The organism is Photobacterium sp., from assembly GCF_057456235.1.
In genome coordinates this window covers 50,008-71,975 of sequence record NZ_JBVCPH010000015.1, presented here as the reverse complement: position 1 = coordinate 71,975, position 21,968 = coordinate 50,008, and the positions used below count along the sequence as shown (strand labels likewise).

27 protein-coding genes are annotated in these 21,968 nt (G+C 47.7%); 14 read left to right on the top strand and 13 right to left on the bottom strand.

Translation table 11 applies throughout. The features are described from left to right. Positions 1–30: 30 nt before the first annotated feature. The 6 genes from AC2204_RS16140 to zapE form a co-directional block, all read right to left on the bottom strand. Positions 31–768: a cytochrome c1 gene (locus tag AC2204_RS16140; protein ID WP_318926703.1), complete on the bottom strand. Its 738-nt coding sequence runs from the start codon at positions 766–768 to the stop codon at positions 31–33. Beyond that, the gene (locus AC2204_RS16135; RefSeq protein WP_318926702.1) at positions 765–2,030 is read right to left on the bottom strand and encodes a cytochrome b; all 1,266 of its coding nucleotides are present in this window, start codon (positions 2,028–2,030) and stop codon (positions 765–767) included. Before AC2204_RS16135 ends, AC2204_RS16140 begins: the two co-directional genes overlap by 4 nt. Beyond that, entirely contained in the window at positions 2,030–2,620 is a 591-nt protein-coding gene (gene petA / locus AC2204_RS16130) for a ubiquinol-cytochrome c reductase iron-sulfur subunit (RefSeq protein WP_318926701.1), read from the bottom strand. Before petA ends, AC2204_RS16135 begins: the two co-directional genes overlap by 1 nt. Before the next feature lie 314 nt (positions 2,621–2,934). After that, a complete protein-coding gene (rpsI, locus tag AC2204_RS16125; protein ID WP_107283668.1) occupies positions 2,935–3,327 on the bottom strand; it encodes a 30S ribosomal protein S9 in 393 nt (130 codons plus the stop codon). Between the two features lie 15 nt (positions 3,328–3,342). After that, complete coding sequence (gene rplM, locus AC2204_RS16120; protein WP_318926700.1) at positions 3,343–3,771, bottom strand: 50S ribosomal protein L13; 429 nt, start codon at positions 3,769–3,771, stop codon at positions 3,343–3,345. Positions 3,772–4,073: 302 nt separating this feature from the next. Beyond that, entirely contained in the window at positions 4,074–5,177 is a 1,104-nt protein-coding gene (gene zapE / locus AC2204_RS16115) for a cell division protein ZapE (protein WP_318926699.1), read from the bottom strand. A gap of 141 nt (positions 5,178–5,318) precedes the next feature. Here zapE and zapG point away from each other — a divergent pair, with 141 nt between their 5' ends. From zapG to degS, 3 genes are all read left to right on the top strand, one after another. After that, entirely contained in the window at positions 5,319–5,741 is a 423-nt protein-coding gene (gene zapG / locus AC2204_RS16110) for a Z-ring associated protein ZapG (RefSeq protein ID WP_318926698.1), read from the top strand. A gap of 164 nt (positions 5,742–5,905) precedes the next feature. Further along, positions 5,906–7,273, top strand: a complete 1,368-nt coding sequence (locus AC2204_RS16105) for a Do family serine endopeptidase (RefSeq protein ID WP_318926768.1) — start codon at positions 5,906–5,908, stop codon at positions 7,271–7,273. A 197-nt stretch (positions 7,274–7,470) separates the two neighbouring features. Beyond that, positions 7,471–8,535: an outer membrane-stress sensor serine endopeptidase DegS gene (degS, locus tag AC2204_RS16100; RefSeq protein WP_318926697.1), complete on the top strand. Its 1,065-nt coding sequence runs from the start codon at positions 7,471–7,473 to the stop codon at positions 8,533–8,535. A gap of 111 nt (positions 8,536–8,646) precedes the next feature. On the opposite strand, the gene murA is transcribed toward degS, so the two are convergent. Genes murA through mlaF form a run of 7 tightly spaced genes read right to left on the bottom strand, consistent with a single transcriptional unit; the run spans position 8,647 to position 13,319 of the window. After that, positions 8,647–9,909 carry a UDP-N-acetylglucosamine 1-carboxyvinyltransferase gene (gene murA / locus AC2204_RS16095; RefSeq protein ID WP_318926767.1) on the bottom strand — a complete coding sequence of 421 codons (1,263 nt, stop codon included), beginning with the start codon at positions 9,907–9,909 and terminating at the stop codon, positions 8,647–8,649. 10 nt (positions 9,910–9,919) lie between these two features. Further along, complete coding sequence (gene ibaG / locus AC2204_RS16090; protein ID WP_318926696.1) at positions 9,920–10,177, bottom strand: BolA family iron metabolism protein IbaG; 258 nt, start codon at positions 10,175–10,177, stop codon at positions 9,920–9,922. A gap of 19 nt (positions 10,178–10,196) precedes the next feature. Next, on the bottom strand, positions 10,197–10,508 hold the full coding sequence (locus tag AC2204_RS16085; protein ID WP_318926695.1) for an STAS domain-containing protein: 312 nt from the start codon (positions 10,506–10,508) through the stop codon (positions 10,197–10,199). Then, positions 10,501–11,160 carry a phospholipid-binding protein MlaC gene (gene mlaC, locus AC2204_RS16080; protein WP_318926694.1) on the bottom strand — a complete coding sequence of 220 codons (660 nt, stop codon included), beginning with the start codon at positions 11,158–11,160 and terminating at the stop codon, positions 10,501–10,503. The genes AC2204_RS16085 and mlaC overlap by 8 nt, the downstream gene beginning before the upstream one ends. 10 nt (positions 11,161–11,170) lie before the next feature. Beyond that, positions 11,171–11,650, bottom strand: coding sequence for an outer membrane lipid asymmetry maintenance protein MlaD (gene mlaD / locus AC2204_RS16075; protein WP_318926693.1), 480 nt, complete (start codon positions 11,648–11,650; stop codon positions 11,171–11,173). A 39-nt stretch (positions 11,651–11,689) separates the two neighbouring features. Continuing rightward, entirely contained in the window at positions 11,690–12,472 is a 783-nt protein-coding gene (gene mlaE, locus AC2204_RS16070) for a lipid asymmetry maintenance ABC transporter permease subunit MlaE (protein ID WP_318926692.1), read from the bottom strand. A 22-nt stretch (positions 12,473–12,494) separates the two neighbouring features. Beyond that, the gene (mlaF, locus tag AC2204_RS16065) at positions 12,495–13,319 is read right to left on the bottom strand and encodes a phospholipid ABC transporter ATP-binding protein MlaF (protein WP_318926766.1); all 825 of its coding nucleotides are present in this window, start codon (positions 13,317–13,319) and stop codon (positions 12,495–12,497) included. A 632-nt stretch (positions 13,320–13,951) separates the two neighbouring features. On the opposite strand from mlaF, the gene AC2204_RS16060 reads away from it, so the two are divergent. From AC2204_RS16060 to AC2204_RS16010, 11 genes are all read left to right on the top strand, one after another. Further along, the gene (locus AC2204_RS16060; RefSeq protein ID WP_318926691.1) at positions 13,952–14,917 is read left to right on the top strand and encodes a calcium/sodium antiporter; all 966 of its coding nucleotides are present in this window, start codon (positions 13,952–13,954) and stop codon (positions 14,915–14,917) included. A gap of 14 nt (positions 14,918–14,931) precedes the next feature. Continuing rightward, complete coding sequence (locus AC2204_RS16055; protein WP_318926690.1) at positions 14,932–15,903, top strand: KpsF/GutQ family sugar-phosphate isomerase; 972 nt, start codon at positions 14,932–14,934, stop codon at positions 15,901–15,903. Further along, the gene (gene kdsC, locus AC2204_RS16050) at positions 15,903–16,460 is read left to right on the top strand and encodes a 3-deoxy-manno-octulosonate-8-phosphatase KdsC (RefSeq protein WP_318926689.1); all 558 of its coding nucleotides are present in this window, start codon (positions 15,903–15,905) and stop codon (positions 16,458–16,460) included. The genes AC2204_RS16055 and kdsC overlap by 1 nt, the downstream gene beginning before the upstream one ends. Then, on the top strand, positions 16,457–17,014 hold the full coding sequence (gene lptC, locus AC2204_RS16045) for an LPS export ABC transporter periplasmic protein LptC (protein WP_318926688.1): 558 nt from the start codon (positions 16,457–16,459) through the stop codon (positions 17,012–17,014). The genes kdsC and lptC overlap by 4 nt, the downstream gene beginning before the upstream one ends. Further along, on the top strand, positions 17,001–17,504 hold the full coding sequence (gene lptA / locus AC2204_RS16040) for a lipopolysaccharide transport periplasmic protein LptA (protein WP_318926687.1): 504 nt from the start codon (positions 17,001–17,003) through the stop codon (positions 17,502–17,504). The genes lptC and lptA overlap by 14 nt, the downstream gene beginning before the upstream one ends. 9 nt (positions 17,505–17,513) lie before the next feature. Next, on the top strand, positions 17,514–18,239 hold the full coding sequence (lptB, locus tag AC2204_RS16035; protein WP_318926686.1) for an LPS export ABC transporter ATP-binding protein: 726 nt from the start codon (positions 17,514–17,516) through the stop codon (positions 18,237–18,239). 105 nt (positions 18,240–18,344) lie between these two features. Next, positions 18,345–19,859 carry an RNA polymerase factor sigma-54 gene (locus AC2204_RS16030; RefSeq protein ID WP_318926685.1) on the top strand — a complete coding sequence of 505 codons (1,515 nt, stop codon included), beginning with the start codon at positions 18,345–18,347 and terminating at the stop codon, positions 19,857–19,859. 27 nt (positions 19,860–19,886) lie between these two features. Then, positions 19,887–20,174, top strand: coding sequence for a ribosome hibernation promoting factor (gene hpf / locus AC2204_RS16025; RefSeq protein WP_107283649.1), 288 nt, complete (start codon positions 19,887–19,889; stop codon positions 20,172–20,174). Between the two features lie 2 nt (positions 20,175–20,176). Then, a complete protein-coding gene (ptsN, locus tag AC2204_RS16020; RefSeq protein ID WP_318926684.1) occupies positions 20,177–20,626 on the top strand; it encodes a PTS IIA-like nitrogen regulatory protein PtsN in 450 nt (149 codons plus the stop codon). A gap of 39 nt (positions 20,627–20,665) precedes the next feature. After that, positions 20,666–21,517 carry an RNase adapter RapZ gene (gene rapZ / locus AC2204_RS16015; RefSeq protein WP_318926683.1) on the top strand — a complete coding sequence of 284 codons (852 nt, stop codon included), beginning with the start codon at positions 20,666–20,668 and terminating at the stop codon, positions 21,515–21,517. Continuing rightward, complete coding sequence (locus tag AC2204_RS16010) at positions 21,514–21,789, top strand: HPr family phosphocarrier protein (protein WP_318926682.1); 276 nt, start codon at positions 21,514–21,516, stop codon at positions 21,787–21,789. The genes rapZ and AC2204_RS16010 overlap by 4 nt, the downstream gene beginning before the upstream one ends. Positions 21,790–21,968: the final 179 nt, after the last annotated feature.

Below are 21,968 nucleotides of genomic sequence, written 5' to 3'. Positions count from 1 at the left end.
GCGAGATTCTTAACCGACTAGATTACCCGATCAGTAGACATCACGCCAATATTCTTTCTTCAACAGTACAGTTAGAACAAAGAATATAACAATGAAGCCCATTACCCACCAACCTAAACGCTGACGTTCAAGTTTGATAGGCTCGGCTGAATATTCGAGGAAGTTCACCAAATCACGAACTACTTCGTCGTATTCGTCCGAGTTTAACTCGCCGGTACCGTCAGACTCAATGCCCATATATTCTTTAACTTCTTCGCCATCAACCAGTCGCGTTTCATACACTTTAGTTGGTACACCCTGCAGCTCTTCCAGTACATGTGGCATACCCACACTTGGGAATACCACATTGTTAACGCCGAATGGACGGCTAGGATCAGCATAGAAAGAACGTAAATAAGTATAGATCCAATCGGGTCCACGGACACGTGCAACCAGGGTTAGATCCGGTGCAGGAGCGCCAAACGAAGCCGCAGCATATTCGGTAGAAATTGAATTTGTCATCAGATCACCGATCTTCGCATCTTTATCGAAAATCAGGTTCTCTTTCATCAAGTCAAACGGAATACCCAAATCCGTTGCGACACGCTCATAACGCTGATACTGCGTAGCATGGCAACCAAAACAATAATTCATAAATGTTTTAGCGCCATTCTGCAACGATGCCTGATCAGAGATATCATTATTCGCAGCATCTAAATGCACGTTACCACCAGCGGCCATCGCTAACGAGGGCAACAGAGCGAATAGCATTACAATCCATTTTTTCATTTGAATGTCACCCTCTCTGGTAGCGGTTTAGTTGCTTCATTCTTACTGTAGAAAAACAGTAAAACAAAGAACATGAAGTAACCTAAGCTAAAGATCTGCGCCATCACGGTGTACGTTGCCGTTGCCGGTAAGGCTCCCAAAATACCCAGAGCAATAAAGCTGACCGTGAACTGAGCAATGTTGATCAGGTGAAGCTTGCTGCGGTAGCGGAATGAACGAACCTTACAGCGATCCAGCCACGGCAACAGGAATAGCACGACGATTGACGCCCCCATGGCCACAACACCTAACAATTTGTCAGGTACCGCACGCAAGATGGCGTAGAACGGCGTGAAATACCATACCGGCGCAATATGTTCAGGTGTTTTCAGCGGATTAGCTGCTTCAAAGTTAGGTGGCTCAAGGAAGTAGCCGCCCATTTCCGGGTTAAAGAACAGGACATAGCTGAACAAAAAGGCAAATACGGCAATGCCGACCATATCTTTTACCGTGCCGTAAGGGTGGAACGGAATAGAATCGATAATGTCGTATTTATCACTGTATTGCTTATGGAATTTGAACTGCGTTTTGTACCCTTCACCTTTGCTGCCTTTAGGCAGTTTGGTTTCAATACCATCCGGATTGTTTGACCCCACTTCGTGCAATGCCAGTACGTGCAGAACAATCAGTAACAGCAGTACGATAGGCAGCGCAATAACGTGCAGTGCAAAGAAACGGTTCAGCGTGGCCCCCGAGATAACATAGTCACCACGGATCCACAGCGTCAGATCATCACCGATAACGGGAATCGCACCAAACAGCGAAATAATGACCTGGGCTCCCCAGTAAGACATTTGTCCCCAGGGTAACAGGTAACCCATAAAGGCTTCGGCCATCAGCACCAGGAAGATCAACATACCGAACAGCCACAGCAGCTCACGGGGCTTCTGGTATGAACCGTAGATCAAACCACGAAACATATGCAGATAGATGACAATAAAGAACGCCGATGCGCCTGTTGAGTGCATATAACGCAGCAGCCAGCCGTAATCAACATCACGCATGATGTATTCAACAGAGGCAAACGCACCATCACCAGATGGTACATAGTTCATGGTTAGCCAGATACCCGTAATCAGCTGGTTAACCAGCACCAGCATCGCTAACGAACCGAAGAGATACCAGAAGTTAAAGGTCTTCGGCATCGGGTATTCAGACAAATGCTTTTTGTAAGCATCCATCATGGGTAATCGCTTTTCAATCCAACCGAGTAAAGCATCCATTATGCTGTCCCCTCATCAACACCGACAATAATCGTGTGATCGTCCACAAACAAATGAGGCGGTACCACCAGGTTTAGCGGTGCCGGAACTCCCGCAAATACCCGTCCTGCCATATCGAACTTGGAGCCGTGACATGGGCAGAAGAAACCTGCACTGACACCACTCACTTGTTCACTGAAGCTGTCGGGCAGATAGGTGGGGGAACAACCAAGGTGAGTACAAATACCCACAGCTAGAAAAATTTCAGGCTTAACTGAACGGAATTGATTCTGGGCATAATCTGGTTGCTGCGGTTCAGCCGAAGCCGGATCGCGAAGCTGGCCATCATGACCAGCCAATTCTTTTAATATTGCATCACTACGACGCACGACCCAAACAGGCTTACCACGCCACTCGACGCGTACCATCTGGCCATCTTCCAATTTACTGATATCAACTTCAACTGGCGCACCGGCTGCTTTCGCTCTCGCACTCGGGTTCCACGATTTGATAAAAGGCACAGCTACAGCAGCTGCACCCAGACCTCCAACAACCGAAGTCGTCACAGTCAGGAAGCGGCGTCGGCCGTTACTTACTGGCGCTTTGCTCATCCAACTTTCTCCAATGTGCTCCCGCTCTGGATTATTATTATGTCCTTTTGCGTCCATGGAGCTTGCGGCTAACTTTAAAACGGAAAGAAACAACAGATATTAATTACATTTTCTAGCTGTTGTTAACTACCAAATGATAATGAAAAGCCTACATTATGACAAGATAAAGCTACTTTTCCGCAACAAATGTGAGAGGTATGTTCTTTTTGCTTTAAAATACAAAAATCGCCTGGAAAAGACGCAAAAAAAAAAGCCCAACCCGAAGGTTGAGCTTTTCTGCACACAGTAACCAGAATAAATCCTGGTGCGTAATATTAACGCTTAGAGAACTGTGGACGACGACGTGCTTTACGTAGACCAACTTTCTTACGCTCAACGCAACGAGCGTCACGAGTAACGTAGCCAGCTGCACGTAGAACAGGACGTAGAGTTTCATCGTACTCCATAAGAGCGCGAGTGATACCGTGACGGATAGCGCCAGATTGACCAGTGATACCACCACCTTTAACAGTGATGTACAGGTCTAGCTTCTCAGTCATTTCAACAAGCTCAAGTGGCTGACGAACAACCATACGTGCTGTTGGACGACCGAAGTATACGTCAAGGCTACGCTTGTTGATTACGATGTTGCCAGTACCCGGTTTAATGAAAACGCGAGCAGCTGAGCTTTTGCGACGGCCAGTGCCGTAGTATTGATTCTCTGCCATTGTCATAATTCCCAATTAGATGTCTAGTACTTGCGGCTGTTGTGCCGCGTGGTTGTGCTCAGTACCTGCGTAAACTTTCAGCTTACGGTACATTGCACGGCCTAGAGGACCCTTAGGAAGCATGCCTTTAACAGCAGTTTCGATAACCATTTCTGGCTTCTTATCGATAAGCTTTTCAAAGCTGATTGACTTCAGACCACCGATGAAACCAGTGTGGTGGTGGTACATTTTGTCAGTCTTCTTAGCGCCAGTTACAGTCACTTTTTCTGCATTGATAACTACAATGTAGTCACCAGTGTCAACGTGCGGAGTGTACTCCGGCTTGTGCTTACCACGTAGACGAGATGCGATTTCAGTTGCCAGACGACCAAGAGTTTTACCTTCAGCGTCAACAACGTACCAGTCACGTTTTACTGTTTCTGGTTTAGCAACGAAAGTTTTCATGCTAATAATTACCCGATTATTAAATTGATTCACTACAGGGAACGTCAAAAAACGCTCCCTACTGTACAGAGCCCAGTCATCACCCCTTCGAGCGGTTGGCACTCCCGGCTTTCGCCGTACAGGTACGGTGGGTCGGAAGATTATAGGGAAGGGTGGAGAAAAAATCACCTTTTTTTCAAAAAAAAATGGTTTTTTCTCTCTATCGCCCCATCACAGATTCGAGTTGAATGATATCGCCCACCTCACAAGGTTCATCGATGGGCAATTAGTCGGCGACCTGTCGCCAATGTTGAACCGGTCAGTTACGCCAAATGCGGTTTTGCTAAGTACTCGTGACTTTGCATTTCAATAAGTCGAGAGCAGCATCGCTTAAACTCAAACTCCAACCGCCCATCGCAATACAAACCCTCTAATCCGGTGGCGGCAGAAATAATTAATTTAACATTGCGTTCATAAAACTCATCAACCATCGCGATAAAACGGCGTGCAGAATCGTCGTCACTCTCGCCCATGACAATCACTTCTGAAAGCAATACGGTATGATAGACACGGGCAATTTCCATATAGTCGTTCTGGCTACGGGCTGTCTGGCATAAGGTCTTAAACGTAAAATGCACAATCCCATCCGCCTCATGACGGGCCGGCAGCATCCGATTATTAATTTCAATCTCTACGTCGAATGTGCGCGGCTCTACCGACAACTGATAAAAATACTGCTCAATATTTTGCTCTGCCTGAGCATCGAGTGGTGAGTGATAGATTTCTGCCTGCTCCAGGGTTCTCAGCCGATAATCAACACCTGAGTCGACATTCACCACCTCACAATGGCGCTCAATCATCGCAATTGCAGGTAGAAAACGGGCGCGCTGCAAACCATTGCGATAAAGATCTTGAGGAGGGATGTTTGAAGTGGCCACTAAGGTTATACCTCGCTGAAACAGGGCCTCAAATAATGTTCCCAGGATCATTGCGTCAGTAATATCCGATACAAAAAATTCATCAAAGCAGATGATGTCCGTTTCATCTTTAAACGTATCGGCGACCCGCTCTAAAGGATCGGGTTGTGCCGATAATCGCTGCAGTTCATGATGCACACGGTGCATAAATCGATGGAAGTGGATCCGCATTTTCCGTTCGATCGGTAAACATTCAAAGAACGTATCCACCAGATAGGTTTTGCCTCGCCCCACTCCCCCCCAAAAATACAAACCTCTGACAGGTGCGATCTCTGGTTGCTTGTGATCGCGCCTAAAGAAACGGTCGACGAAAGAGCTTTTCCGTTCGGCTCTGGGGGCCAGCATGCGATGGTAAAGATCATCAAGGTGCGAGACTGCGATTGCCTGCGCGTGATCAGCAAAAAATGCCGGCAACTGGAGATCTTGTTGATATTTTTGCTTTGGTGTCATCCTTTACCACCCACTTATTCTCATCTTTATGATCGACCACAATTAACAAACAATAGAGTACCATGCCTATGATTCAGCATGTATAGTAAATGAATAGGCAGGTATTGACCTCGTTTTCAATTCAGTCACAAGGAGTTTTTTATGGCTTGGATTTATGCGCTTCTTATTTTATCCGCTGGTATCGTCATTGGTGCGTTTGCAGCCCGTTTAGGCAACAAAAACCTAAAACAGCAAAAAGAGCTAAAGAAAGACCTCGATAAATCAAAATACGAACTCGAGCAGTATCGTCAAGAGCTGGTCGACCATTTTGCGTGCAGTGCTGAGCTGCTCGATAATATTGCAAAAGACTACAGCAAGCTTTACGAACACATGGCCAAAACATCAACCGAGTTAATGCCGAATCTGCCTGATCAGGACAACCCGTTCTCTCGCCGCATCAGCACACTGGAATCGGTGCAGAAAATAGCCGAGCCAATTCATGATCAACCTCGAGACTATGCCAACGGTGCCACAGGCTTACTGAAAGGTGAGCCGGAAAAACTCGAAGAATCAAAGGCAAGTTAATTTACCGTAACATCGGTCTTTGTTAACGTGAATTTGATCACTTGGTATTTTTTTGAACTAAACTCCGGTATTTAAGTCGAAATATTGCAATCCCCTAAGGATCTGGACGGTTCCATATTGCTTAGGTGGATTGGTATCACTTGTCCACCCGGAGTTTAGTTATGATGAAAAAACCTTTGCTTGTTTTAAGTGCGCTGGCATTAAGCATCAGTTCTGTTATCGCGCCAATTCCCGCAACCGCTGCCCTGCCATTATCCGTGGATCACCAGCAGCTTCCGAGCCTTGCCCCGATGGTAGAGCAAGTGACCCCCGCAGTCGTCAGCATTGCGGTAGAAGGTAAGCATGTTTCAAGGCAGCAGATCCCCGACTCATTCCGCTTTTTCTTTGGCCCTGATTTTCCCGCCGAACAAGTCCGTGAGCAGCCATTCAGAGGCTTAGGATCTGGCGTTATTGTCGATGCAAAGAAAGGCTTTATTGTAACTAATCATCATGTTATCAACGGTGCCGACAAGATATTAGTACAACTGTATGACGGGCGGGAGTTAACGGCCGAACTTATCGGTAGCGATAAGATGTCCGATATTGCACTGCTAAAAGTGGAAACAGCCAAAAACCTCACAGAGATCAAGCTGGCTGATTCCGATAAACTTCGCGTCGGTGATTTTGCCGTCGCAATCGGTAACCCCTTCGGCTTAGGCCAAACCGTGACATCGGGTATTATCTCAGCCCTGGGCCGCAGCGGCCTCAATATCGAGAACTTTGAGAACTTTATTCAAACGGATGCTGCGATCAACAGTGGCAACTCTGGCGGTGCTCTAGTCAACCTCAACGGTGAGCTCATTGGTATTAATACCGCCATTTTAGGCCCCAACGGCGGCAACGTCGGTATTGGCTTTGCCATTCCTGCCAATATGGTAAAAAACCTCTCCGAACAGATCCTGGAATTTGGTGAAGTCAAACGCGGCGTACTCGGGGTGCAAGGCGGGGAGCTCACGGCTGAACTGGCCGAAGCATTCGGCTATGGAACCAACCAGGGAGCCTTTATCAATCAGGTTATGCCTGCCTCTGCAGCGGAAAAAGCGGGCCTGAAAGCCGGTGATATTATTGTGTCTGTCAACGGCAAACAAATTCGTACGTTTAGTGAATTACGCGCAAAAATTGCAACATTAGGTGCCGGCAAAAAGATCAGCCTAGGCGTAATTCGAGACGGTAAAGAGAAAGACTTTACCGTGACGCTGCAAGAAGCAACCCAGAATAAGGTTAAGGCCGATAACCTTCATCCGGGGCTAGCAGGTGCTGAGTTTGCCAACACAACCAGCAGCGATGGTGTTAGTGGGGTTAAGGTCATCAGTGTTGATGAAAAGTCGCTTGTCGCCCGTTACGGGTTGCAAAAAGATGACATTATTATTGGGCTAAACCGCAAGCCTATAAGAAATTTAGGTGAGCTGCGCAAGTCACTGGATAAGAACCCTAATGTCCTGGCACTGGAAATTAAGCGTGCTGACAACATCTTGTACCTGGTTATTCGTTAATCATCCCTTCCATTCCTGCTCCCTTCCCCCAGATCATCATGGTCTGGGGGCCTCAGATCATCAAAACTTGTTGAGAAAGGCAATGGAGTGATATCCTGCCTCGTATTAATTGCAATTATATTAAATAAGTGGCATTCACCTCAGTTATTTAATGCTATTTTTACCCGTTATTTCCAACCGTTTTCAAGGGAGCATTGATGCTGGCTTTTTTTAGTCGATCCATCTTACTTGGCATCATCACGGCCGTTGTGTTACTCGTCGCTATCCCTGAATTACGCCATAAAATGTTCACGGCACCAGACTCTCTGAGTACGGTAGAAACAAGCCAGAGCCAAATGTCATTTAATTATGCCGTTCGCCGGGCCTCGCCTGCCGTCGTTAATATTTACAACCGCCGCTATAACGCCGAAGACCGCCTGCAATTGAGCACCCAAGGGCTGGGCTCCGGTGTCATTATGAGCGATAAAGGTTATATCGTGACCAACTATCACGTGGTAGCAGAAGCCGACCAAGTGATTGTTGCCCTACAGGATGGCCGTTTTTTCACCGCCCAACTGATTGGTAAAGATCGCCGTACCGATATTGCCGTCTTAAAAATTCAGGCTGACAACCTGCCCGTTATCCCATTAAACCCTAATTACCAACCGGCAGTGGGTGATGTGGTGTTAGCGATAGGTAACCCGTATAACCTTGGTCAAACCACGACCTACGGTATTATTTCGGCAACAGGTCGCTCGGGTATGAGCTTTGGTCGTCAGGATTTCCTGCAAACGGATGCCGCGATTAACGACGGTAACTCGGGTGGCGCACTGGTGAATGCCCGGGGAGAGCTGGTCGGTATTAATACAGCCTCGTTTCAGCAGGCAACCGACATTGAAACCTATGGGATCTCTTTTGCCATTCCCTACGAGCTGACCCATAAAATTATGCAGAAGCTGATTGCTGATGGTCGCGTCATTCGCGGCTATATCGGTATTGACGGGCGAGACATTAACCCTGTGATGGCGCGCTTGTATGATGCCGACCAAATCAGCGGAATTATTGTGATGGGGATGGATCCGGAAGGGCCAGCCGCTAAATCCGGCTTCAAGATCCAAGATATACTGGTGGAAATTGATGGCCGGCCAGTCACCGACAAGCGTAATGTACTGGATATCGTCACTGAAATCCGCCCTGGCAGTACTGTTGAAATGAAGATTCTGCGCAATGGTGAAACAAAAATACTGTCTGTTTTAGTCTCTGATGAGCCTAACGGCTATTAATGTAGACATTACCTCTGGCGTCACGGACTCGAAGCCATGGAAAAAACGTAAACAGCAAAAAGCCTCGTCATAACGAGGCTTTTTCTGGTTCTCAACAAATTCGGCGTTGGCTTATTCGCTTTCGTTGATGCGCTTAATCTTCATGCCTAACGCACTGAATTTCTCTTCAATGTGCTCGTAGCCACGGTCAATATGGTAGATACGATCAACAATTGTTTCCCCTTCAGCGATGCTTCCGGCGATAACCAGACTTGCTGATGCCCGTAAATCTGTCGCCATCACCTGGGCACCGCTCAGGCCATCGGTATTACCGCAAATCACCGTGTTGCCCTCGATCTCAGCTTGCGCCCCCATCCGAATAAGTTCAGGGATGTGCATGAATCGATTTTCAAAAATGGTTTCGGTAATAATGCCAGTACCTTTCGCCACTAAGTTAAGCAGTGAGAATTGTGCCTGCATATCAGTCGGGAAACCCGGGTGCGGCGCGGTGCGGATATTTACCGCTTTCAACTCGCGATCCGTCATATCCAGACTGATCCAGTCATCACCCGTTTCAATGGCCGCCCCGGCTTCTTCAAGCTTAGCTAACACGGCTTCCAACAGTGAAGGCCGGGTATTTCGACAAGTGATTTTTCCGCCAGACACCGCGGATGCAACCAGGAAGGTACCGGTCTCGATACGGTCAGCAACGACTTCATGGTAGCCCCCACCTAAACGCTCAACACCCTCAATCGTAATGGTGTCGGTACCTGCGCCAGTCACTTTCGCACCCAGCACGTTTAAAAAGTCCGCCGTATCAACAATTTCAGGTTCACGTGCGGCATTTTCAATGATCGTCGTGCCTTCCGCCAGCGTGGCAGCCGACATGATCGTCACGGTTGCACCGACACTGACCTTATCCATCACGATATGGGTGCCTTTTAAACGACCATCGACAGAAGCTTTCACATAACCTTCTTCCAGGGTGATTTTTGCACCGAGCTGCTCAAGGCCATGAATATGTAAATCTACCGGACGGGCTCCAATCGCACAGCCGCCCGGTAGCGATACCTGGCCCTGGCCAAAACGCGCAACCAATGGACCCAGCGCCCAAATCGACGCCCGCATGGTTTTTACCAGATCATACGGTGCACGGAACTCATTAACACCACTGGCGTCGATATGCACAGAGCCATTACGGGAAATTTTCACCCCTAAACGGCTCAGCAGCTCCATCGTGGTATCGATATCGCGCAACTTCGGAACATTCGCAACTTCAACGGGCTCTTCGGCCAGTAGCGAAGCAAATAATATCGGTAATGCTGCATTCTTAGCACCAGAAATGGAGACTTCGCCACTTAATGGGCCACCGCCCTGGATTTGAAACTTCTGCATCATTAACCTCTTAAGACAGCGACATTAGCTTTTTATCACGCGCCCATTCTTGTGGCGTGAATGTTTTAATGCTTAGCGCATGGATATCGTTAGCCGCAATATGCCCCATCAGAGGGCCATAGATGGTTTGTTGTTTCTTGACGCGGCTCATTCCGTCAAACAGAGCACCCACCGCGATCACTTCATAGTGGCTGCCTTCACCTTTCACGATAACTTCATCGAGTTCTAGGGCTGTTTCCAGAATTTTTTTGATTTCAGAGATTTCCACAAGCTATCCTCTTTGCTGCTTATTTAATACAGGCAGCTAACATTGATTCTACATGGCTAAGGCGTAGCAAAGTTATAAGCTGCTCCGGCACATTTAACAAGGTGACGTCACACCCCGTGCTGCTCAATTCTTGATATACATGAATCAGCATTACCATGCCTGCAGAGTCTACCCGAGCTAAGGCTGAAAGATCGAGCGTTACCTTAGAATCTTGTGGCATCCATTCATGTCTTTGCCGCCAAAAGTCCGGAACTGTGTCACGTTCTAACTCACCTGACAAGCGATAATGGCCATTTCCCAGTACCTGCAACGAAATCTCAGGCTTACTCATTCGCCTTATCCTCACGGCGGATCGGCTTGGCAGCGAGGTCTTTAAGGTTTTGGATAACCACATCCACCCCTTCAGTGCGAAGCTGTCCACTCCATTCGCTCTGTTTGGTGGAAATCATACTGATGCCCTCTGCTATCATATCGAAGCACTGCCATTCCTGGGTTGTCTTATTTAAGCGTAACTTGAAATCCAGACGGATCGGCGGGCGCTGCCTGTCGAGAATTTCAACCCGAACCGAGACGATAGTACGATCGGCGGGAATAGGTTTCGGCGGTTCAACCCTAATATCCTGATCCGTATACTGGGTCAGTACCTGAGCATAAGAAGCCACCAAATAATGGCTAAACGCATCAACAAACTCGTTGCGCTGCTCTCTGGTGGTTTTTTTTAATTGCGGCCCCAGCACTTTATAGGCGGCATAACGGGTATTGATGTATGGCAGTAGTTCTTCTTTGACTACCGTGCGTAAATAGTCCGGGTTACCTTGAATCTCGGTTTGCTCAGACTTCATACGGTCGAACGTTATCTGTGAAACTTTCTCGATCATCCGATAAGGTTCCGTGGCATCCACCAAAGAAGCATGAGCAAACGTTGTAGTAATAAACAGCGGCAGGCTTGCCATCCACAGTAAAACGTATCGTACTAGTTTCATGATCCCCCCTCTATTCCTGACTATCGCCGTTCATGCTGTAAAGCACTTGGCCTATCATATCTTCCAGCACTAACGCTGACTTGGTATCTTCAATCAAATCGCCATCTTCCAGCATAGCGATATCCTCATCCACAAAGCCCGGGCTAATGCCCAAGTATTGCTCTCCCAGCAGTCCTGATGTAAGGATGGCAGCTGAACTGGTTTCAGGAAAATTCCCGTATTTTTTCTCGATCGCCAATGTCACAACCGGCGTATAGGTTTCAGCATCCAGCGTAATTGCGGTCACACTGCCGACAGAGACACCGCCGACCTTGATCGGGGAGCGCACTTTCAGTCCCCCGATATTGTCAAACTGTGCTTTTAACGTATAGGTATCATTACCCCCGATGTTCTGCACATCAGCGACTTTAAAAACAAGTACCAGCAAGGCAACAATACCAGCCAGCACAAACGACCCTACCCATAACTCTAAATTTTTATTCTGTTGCATCCGTTAATTCCCAAAAATCGATGAATGACCAAACACCCTTTAGTTCCCAAACATTAAGGCTGTCAGTACAAAGTCTAATCCCAATACCGCGAGAGATGAGTTAACGACCGTTCGCGTGGTTGCCCGACTGATCCCCTCTGACGTCGGTACGGTGTCATAGCCATTAAATACCGCAATCCAGGTTATGGTTATGGCAAAGACCACTGCTTTAATAATACTGTTGCCGATATCTTGCCCCAGCTCGACGGAAGACTGCATCACTGACCAGAAGCTACCATAGTCAATCCCCTTCCAGTCGACACCGACCAGCTGTCCGCCCCAGATACCTACGGCGCAGAAAATCAATGATAGCAGCGGCATCGAAATCACACCCGCCCAGAAACGCGGGGCGATCACCCGGCGCAATGGATCAACGGCCATCATTTCCAGGCTGGAAAGCTGTTCTGTTGCCTTCATCAAACCAATTTCAGCGGTAAGCGCTGAGCCGGCTCGTCCGGCAAATAACAAGGCCGTCACGACAGGGCCCAATTCACGTAGCAGCGACAAGGCAACCATCTGCCCGAGGCTGGTTTCAGCCCCAAAATCGATTAAAACAATGTAGCCCTGCAGGCTCAGTACCATCCCGATAAACAATCCGGAAACCATAATGATGGCGACCGATAACACCCCGACCGAATACAATTGTTTGACCAATAGCGGAAACATTATTCTCGGCTGAGGCTTACAGACCAATGCCCCGTAAAGCTGTAATGTTGCACGTCCGAAGAGCTGACATTTGTCGATCCCCCTTCGGCCCAGTCGCGCAATAAAATCAATAATCATGATGAGACTTGCCTTTTCTATTTCAGCGAATACTTTTACTGCCAGCGCCAGTAAACAAATCTTGTTCCAATGGTTGGGCAGGGAAGTCAAATGGCACCGGGCCGTCCGCATCGCCATCAAGAAACTGACGAACGCGAGGATCAGGATTGGCCTGAAGTTCATCAGGTGTACCACTGCCAATAATTTTACTGCCCGACAATAAATACACCCGATCGGCAATACTCATCACTTCCGGCACGTCGTGGGAAACGATCACCGCCGTTATCCCTAACGCCTTATTCAGGCTGTCGATAAGTTTAACCAGGATCCCCATGGTGATCGGATCCTGACCGACAAAAGGTTCGTCGAACATGATTAAGTCAGGATCAAGCGCTATTGCCCTGGCCAGCGCAGCACGTCGTGCCATACCGCCAGAGAGCTCATTAGGCATCAGCTCCGCAGCACCGCGCAGCCCGACCGCCTCTAACTTCAGGAGCACTAAAGTACGCAGCAAGTCGTCGGGTAGATCGGTATGCTCACGGAGTGGGTAGGCCACATTATCGAACACCGTCAGATCGGTAAACAGTGCGCCAGACTGAAATAGCATGCTCATTTGTTTTCGTGCCACATAGAGATCACGGCTATTCAAGCGGGGAATATTCCATTGCTCAAACCAGATTTCTCCGCTGTCCGGGGCTAACTGACCACCAATCAGGCGCAGCAGGGTGGTTTTCCCGATCCCTGATGGCCCCATGATGGCGGTGATTTGACCTCTTGGCACATCCAAGCTGACATCATCAAAGATCTTCCGTTCTCCTCGTGAGAACGTGAGGTTTTTTATTGAAACTAGCGTTTCAGTCGGCTCCATATCCATCCTGTCGGCCACTTTGGCCATCTCAACCTATTCCCCGTCAATATCCATGCATTAACAGGGATAAAAACACATTCATCTCATTTATCTCTGCCGCGGCTTAGCTCGCGGTGATTGTTCTTAACAAAGAATGTTTAAACAATAGTAACTATTTCAACAACAAAGGGATTGATCATTCGTGTGAGCTAACGATCATAAGTACATTATGCAACTGACTCAAGAGACTAATTGTTAGTTTCCTGTTATTTCATCACTAAAAGGCCCATCACCCGAATTTCGCGCCCTGGTAACCGGCTGGCATCTTCTGCTCTGCTGCCCAATTATATTTTTCCTCAGTTAAGGATAACAGTTTTTTGAACGCTGTTTCAATGAACTCACCGTTAGCGATGACGATCCTTCGTACGATTATGATTTGAGTAAAGAATGGCACAATAAATACAGGTATTGATAATAATAAGTATTGTCCCAATCAATTAGTCACGGCTTTCCCTTCCCTTTTGTCTTGCTTACCGTCAAAATTACCCCCTCTTATATATACCAATTGCATTTATCAGCACACCATTCAATGCTGTAAGTTAATGTGATTGAACTAACAATGAAACTTTGTCTTAAAAACTAAAGGGATAAGAATGCTCGAAGCCATAGTGTTGCTGTGTATTGGTTTAGTGTTACTGGTATGGAGCGCAGATCGACTCGTTTTTGGTGCTGCCGCGCTAGCAAAAAATTTAGGTGTTACACCGCTGGTGATCGGTATGACCATCCTTGCGATGGGCTCATCGGCACCGGAAATGATGGTTTCGGCTACCGCTTCTCTGGCAGGAAAAACCGATACGGCTGTCGGTAATGTCCTGGGTTCGAATATCGCCAATATTGCGCTTATCCTCGGCCTAACTGCCCTGATAAAACCGCTGTCCATCAGCTCTACGATCATTCGTCGGGAATTACCGCTGATGCTGGCTGTCACCTTAATCGCCGGGTTCCTGCTATGGGATAACTACCTGGGCTTCAAGGAAGGGATATTACTGGTCGTCTTATTCGTATTCTTCCTGATGGCGATGTTAAAAATCAGCCGCCAAGCCCAACTGGCCGGCGATCCGTTAACAAGCGAGCAAGAATCAGAAATCCCGGAAGGCGTCAGTAACAAAGCGGCTACGATCTGGATCATCGTCGGACTGGTACTGCTCCCTTATGCTGCGAGCATGCTGGTCGACTCGGCAGTAACCATTGCCAAGTTCTTTGGTATGAGTGATTTAATTATCGGCCTGACAATTATTGCGATCGGTACCAGCTTGCCGGAACTGGCCGCTTCGATTGCCAGCATCTTCAAAGGTGAGGATGACATGGCGGTCGGCAATATTATCGGCTCAAATGTATTCAATATTTTGGCTGTTATGGGGATCCCGGGCTTACTGAACCCGTCAGTGATCAGCCCGCTGGCCATGAGTCGAGACTTCTACGTTATGCTCGGGGTTTCAATCTTATTGATCTTTATGGCTCTTGGAAAACATCGTCGTATCAATCGCATAGAAGGTGGCACGTTGGTTTCTTGTTTTATCGCCTATCAGTTCTATCTGTTTTATAATCTAGCGGCCTAACGGAGACCTATATCATGTCAGAGAAGTTTGATTTTTGCGCTCATGGTCGCAAAGTCCTTGAAATTGAAATAGAAGCACTGCAGCAAATCACACAATACATGAACGGCAGCTTTACCCTGGCGTGTGAGCTTATCTTGAACTGCCGCGGTAAAGTAATTGTCATGGGGATGGGTAAATCCGGTCATATCGGCAATAAAATTGCGGCGACACTCGCCAGTACCGGGACCCCTTCCTTCTTTGTCCACCCTGGTGAAGCCAGCCATGGCGACTTAGGCATGATAGGAAAAGAGGATGTCGTCCTGGCGATTTCAAACTCCGGGGAAGCCTCAGAGATCCTCGCCCTGTTACCGGTTATTAAACGCCTGGGCATGCCTCTGATCAGCATGACCGGTAAACCAGAATCGAGCATGGCAAAGCTGTCGCAAATTCACCTCCAGATCACCGTAGCGACAGAGGCATGCCCGCTGAACTTGGCACCGACTTCCAGTACAACAGCAACGCTGGTAATGGGTGATGCGCTGGCAATCGCGCTAATGGAAGCCCGCGGTTTTACTGCCAATGATTTTGCCCTTTCTCACCCAGGCGGCGCATTGGGTCGTAAGCTGCTGCTACGTATCTCTGATGTCATGCACTCCGGTGACTTGCTACCTCTTATCGATGAACATGCCACTATTAAGGATGCGCTGCTGGAAGTCTCGCGCAAAGGGTTAGGCATGACAGCCGTTGTCGACAGCCAGCAGCAGCTGACGGGGATTTTCACCGATGGCGACTTACGCCGCTTGCTTGATAACCGTATTGATATACACAATACCCCGATCGGCGACGTCATGACCCGTAATCCGTCGACTATTGCCGCCAACCTGCTTGCAGCAGAAGGCTTAAAGCTAATGGAAGATAAAAAGATCAACGGCTTACTCGTGACAGAGAATGGTCGCCTGATCGGCGCATTAAATATGCATGACCTGCTTAAAGCTGGGGTAATGTAATGACAGCACAAGTAGAAACTATTTACGGTCCGGTCTGTCAAACCATTTATCAGCGAGCGAAGAATATCCGCTTACTGATTTGTGATGTTGACGGTGTTTTCTCTGACGGCCGTATTTACATGGGAAATGACGGCGAAGAACTCAAAACCTTCCATACCCGTGATGGCTACGGTATCAAATCGCTGATGGGGGCTGGCGTCGACATCGCTATCATTACCGGTCGCAAATCGGCCATTGTCGAAAGCCGGATGGCAGCACTGGGCATTAAACATGTGTACCAGGGACAAGATAATAAAGTCGCCGCTTACCAGGATATTGTTGCGAATCTGGCGATCCCGGCAGAACAGACCGCTTACATTGGCGATGATCTGATTGACTGGCCTGTGATGGAAAAAGTAGGATTAGCCGTTTGCGTGGCAGATGGCCACCCGCTACTGGCGCAACGGGCTGATTTTGTAACCCGGATCCAAGGTGGCTATGGTGCCGTACGTGAAGTGTGCGATTTAATCCTCGAAGCCAAAGGCGAACTAGATAAACATAAAGGGTTAAGTATATGACCTTAAAAAGGCTGCTCTATGCACTGCTGCTGATCATTTGTGCATGGACTGGCTACTACTTGCTAGAAAAAAACTGGCAGGCAGATATACAAGTAGAACCCAATGCTGAAAAGCCGCTGTTTACTGGTAGCGTGGTCTCCAACACGGCATTTACTGAGTCTGGTATACGCAGCTATCAAATTGATTCAGACTATTTAGAACACTTTAGTAAAAGTGGCGATACCGACTTTATTAAACCCGTACTCTGGGTATATCGCAATGGCGAAAATACCGAATGGCGCATCAGTTCAGCTACCGCCAGACTGGATAAAAACCAGGTGCTTCAAATGACGGGTAATGTGCGTATTTTTAACTTACTGCCAGAATCGGCCATCAAGGTTATGCAGACTGACAATTTACGACTTGACTTGATCAGCAAAGATTTTGATACACAAGATCATGTTGTAATTACCGGCTCCGCCTTCCAAAATGAAGGGACTGGGATGAAAGGTAATATGGACCGCAGTGTGGCGACCTTATTGAAGAATGTAAAAGGTAGATATGAAGCTTTATAAGATCAGTAGTCTGCTGTGCCTGTGTATCAGCACATCAAGCTGGGCGTTAAGTAATGACACAGAACAGCCTATTTATATAGACTCAAACAGCCAACAGCTTGATATTCAAAAAAATATTGTCGTATTCACTGGCAACGTCATTCTCCGCCAGGGCAGTATTGATATTCGTGCCGACCGCGTTGTCGTCACCCGCCCGGATGGCCAGGAAGGAAAAGAGACCATCGACGCCTACGGCAAGCCGGCTACCTTTCATCAAATCATGGATAACGGCAAGCCCATTGACGGTGCAGCCCTTAAAATGCGCTATGAGACCGCCACAGAATTCTTAAAAATGACCGATGAAGCGATCCTGATCCAGGACGGCAGTGAAATTCAGGGCAACATCATCAGTTATAAAATTGATGAACAAAAACTGGTTGCAGAAAGTGGCAAGAAGAAACGTGTCACGACCATTTTGCAACCAAAACAATTGAATAGTAACAAGAAATAAGCGACGCGCATGGCAAAGCTAAAAGCAGAACACCTGGCCAAAAGTTATAACGGCCGAAAAGTCGTCTCGGATGTAAGCCTTGAAGTAGAATCCGGCAAGATTGTCGGGTTGCTCGGGCCAAACGGTGCGGGTAAAACCACCTCTTTTTACATGATTGTAGGCTTAGTCGCACGCGATGAAGGTCAAATCACGATTGATGGTGTCGATATCAGCTTACAGCCAATGCACAACCGTTCTCGAATGGGCATTGGCTACTTACCACAAGAAGCCTCAATCTTCCGTCGCCTGAGCGTTCACGACAACCTGATGGCGGTCCTGCAAACCCGTAAGGAGCTGACCAAAGAACAGCGCCAGGATAAGCTGGAAGACTTATTGGATGAATTCAACATTCAGCACATTCGTAACAGCTTAGGTATGGCATTATCGGGTGGTGAGCGCCGGCGGGTAGAAATCGCACGGGCGTTAGCGGCTAACCCAAAATTCATTCTTCTTGATGAACCTTTCGCCGGGGTTGACCCAATATCTGTGATCGACATCAAAAAGATCATTGAACATTTACGCGATCGTGGGCTTGGCGTCCTAATTACCGATCATAATGTTCGAGAGACACTGGATGTGTGTGAACATGCCTACATTGTCAGTCAGGGGCAATTGATTGCTCATGGCACACCAGCTGATGTATTAAATGATGAACATGTAAAACGCGTCTATCTGGGTGACCAGTTCCGTCTATAGTTATAAATAAGGACGAACTAAAAGCTAGAAGCTTTGTACTTGGTACGAGAAGCTCGATACTCAGTTACACGCACAAAATAATAATGACAAGGTGCATAAACACGAATGAAAACCTCGCTCCAGCTTAAGCTAGGCCAACAATTGGCAATGACGCCACAATTGCAGCAAGCCATCCGTTTGCTGCAGTTATCTAGCTTGGATCTTCAGCAAGAGATCCAGGAAGCCTTAGACGGAAATCCATTGCTGGAACTCGAGGAAAGCCCCAATGACATCGAGTCATCAACCGATGACAAAGCCAATGAGTCGACCAATGTCGAGCTTACCGCGTCAGAACAGCTATCATCAGACAGTAATACCGCCTCAGACAATGAGCAAAGCGAACCTGAACCGTTCGACACCTCAGAAGCCATCGAACAACATGAAATGCCCGATGAGCTCCCGGTAGATACCACCTGGGACGACGTCTATAGCGCAGGCACTGGCAGTACCGGCATCGCGATGGATGATGATATGCCGATCTATCAGGGAGAAACGACCGAATCGCTGCAGGATTACCTGATGTGGCAAGTTGGGCTGACACCGTTTAGTGAAACGGATGTCGCCATTGCAACCGCCATTATCGATGCGGTTGATGACAAGGGCTACCTGACTTGTTCTGCGGAAGATATTCAAGAAAGTATGGGCGACGACGAGATTGAACTCGACGAAGTCGAAGCCGTACTAAAACGCATACAACAGTTTGACCCGCTCGGGGTGGCATCTCGCAATTTACAAGAATGCCTGTTGCTCCAGCTCGCGACTTACCCCGGTGATACGCCGTGGCTCGCTGAAGCCAAGATGCTGTTAAAAGATCATATTAACTTGCTCGCAAACCGGGATTATCGGCAATTAATGCGCGATACCAAATTAAAAGAGCCCGATCTCAAGTCAGTCATGCAGCTGATCCATGGCTTAGACCCGCGTCCGGGCAATCGGATCGTACCATCAGAAACCGAATACGTGATCCCCGATGTGTCGGTGTTTAAAGATCATGGAAAATGGATCGTTACCATCAACCCCGATAGCGTGCCACGCATTCGTGTTAACCAGCAATACGCCGCCCTGAGCAAGAGCACGCGGAACAGTGCTGACAGCCTGTTTATTCGTACCCATTTACAAGACGCTAAATGGCTGATCAAAAGCTTAGAAAGCCGTAACGAAACCCTGCTAAAAGTTGCCCGCTGTATTGTTGAACACCAGCAAGACTTCTTTGACTACGGCGAAGAATCGATGAAACCGATGGTGCTTAATGATATTGCGCTTGCCGTCGAGATGCATGAATCCACGATTTCGCGTGTCACAACCCAGAAATACATGCATACTCCGCGCGGTATATTTGAATTGAAATACTTCTTCTCAAGTCACGTTAGTACGGATAACGGTGGTGAATGCTCATCAACCGCAATCCGCGCACTAGTGAAGAAACTGGTTGCTACTGAAAATCAAGCTAAGCCACTAAGTGATAGCAAGATTGCTACGTTATTGGCGGAACAGGGGATCATGGTTGCAAGGCGAACAATTGCCAAGTATCGTGAGTCTCTAGCCATTCCGCCATCTAATCAGCGAAAACGTCTGATTTAGTCAGATGCCAACAGAAGGAAGATGTCTATGCAAATCAATCTCACTGGGCACCATGTTGAAATTACCCAATCACTTCGTGATTACGTCACCACTAAGTTCGACAAACTAGAACGCTTTTTCGATAAAATTAATAATGTTCATGTGATTTTGAACGTAGATAAATTACAACAAGGGGCAGAAGCGACCTTGCACATTAATAATGGTGAAATTCACGCCAGAGCGGATTCTGAAAATATGTATGCCGCTATCGACGCATTGACGGATAAACTCGTACGTCAATTAAACAAACACAAAAATAAACTCAATAGTCATTAACCATGCACCTGAGTACCGTATTAAGCCTGGACTGCACGAAAAGTGCAGTCCACTGCTCCAGCAAAAAACGCGCCCTTGAAATTATCAGCGAGATTGCGGCTGAACACTTGGATCAAAATCCGCACCCCCTATTTGAATGCATGCTGAATCGCGAGAAAATGGGCAGTACTGGAATTGGCAATGGTATTGCGATCCCCCATGGGCGGATCAATAACAGTGACCAGGCCGTCGCGATACTGATCCAGTGCCAGGATCCGATCCAGTTCGATGCGATCGATAACCAGCCTGTTGATCTGCTTTTTGCCCTCCTTGTCCCTGATTCACAATGCCAGGAGCACTTGAAAACCTTGTCCTGTATGGCTGAAAAGCTCAGCAATAAGCAGGTTTGTAAGCAATTACGAACGGCCAAAAGTGACGAAGAGCTTTATCAAATAATGACCCATGAGTCATAATATTGTAAGTCGCCCCCCAGTCTTTGAGGTATGTCTGCCATGATGTTAATGGTCGTAAGTGGTCGTTCCGGCTCCGGCAAATCAGTCGCTCTGCGCGTACTGGAAGATCTCGGCTACTACTGCGTAGATAATCTGCCGGTTAACCTGTTACCGCAATTTATTCGCACCGTCGAAAATTACCAGCAGGATATTGCGGTCAGCATTGACGTCCGTAACATGCCAACAGCGCCGGGGGAGATCCAGAAAACCCTGGATTCGCTCAGTGATCAGATCGACGTCAACGTAATTTTCCTCGATGCCGATGACAAAGAACTGGTCAAACGCTATAGCGAAACTCGTCGCCTGCACCCGCTTTCGAAGCAAAACATGAGCTTAGAACAAGCTATTCAATCAGAAAGCACGATTATGGCCGAGCTTAAAGAACATGCGGACCTGGTGATTGATACCACCAACAAATCCATTCATGATCTGAGTGAAACGGTACGATCAAGAGTACTTGGCCGTGATTCTCGGGAGCTGATCCTGGTATTTGAATCTTTCGGATTTAAGCATGGGTTACCCACAGATGCTGATTATGTGTTTGACGTCCGCTTCCTGCCTAATCCGCATTGGGTTCCCGAACTCAAACCACAGACGGGGCTGGATCAAAGCGTCAAAGACTATCTGGCCGGCCATACCGAAGTGACCCAGCTGATCTATCAAATCCGTAATTTTATTGAAACCTGGCTACCGCTGCTGGAAAAGAACAACCGCAGCTATGTCACGGTCGCTATCGGGTGTACCGGCGGCCAGCATCGCTCTGTCTATGTCGCCCAGCAACTGGCCGATCATTTCCAGCATAGCGGCCAGCAAGTACAAATCCGCCATCGTACGTTAGAAGAGAAGTCATGACATTCCTGAGCCGTGAGCTGTTTATCAAAAACCGGTTAGGACTACATGCCAGAGCGGCAATCAAACTGGTAGAACTCGCACAGAGTTTTGAATCCACCGTGACTATCAGTAACGACGAGAAAAATGCAACAGCTGATAGTGTCATGGGGCTATTAATGCTGGAGTCTGCGCAGGGACATCAGGTGAGAGTCAGTGCCAAAGGTAATGACGCCCAAAAGGCATTGGATGCCGTGACCGCATTGATTGAAGCGGGATTTGATGAAGAAAACTAATTGGTTCATAGAAAACCCATTACTTATATGACCAATTAAGCGCACGCTCATGGCGCTGGTATAATTGATTAATTTACAAAAACACCAATAACATGCGGTGATTATGGCAGAAATGCTGTCGATCTTCGGCCATAACCCGACGTCCTCCTCACCGTTCCCCTTCCGCTCTCTGTTATTCC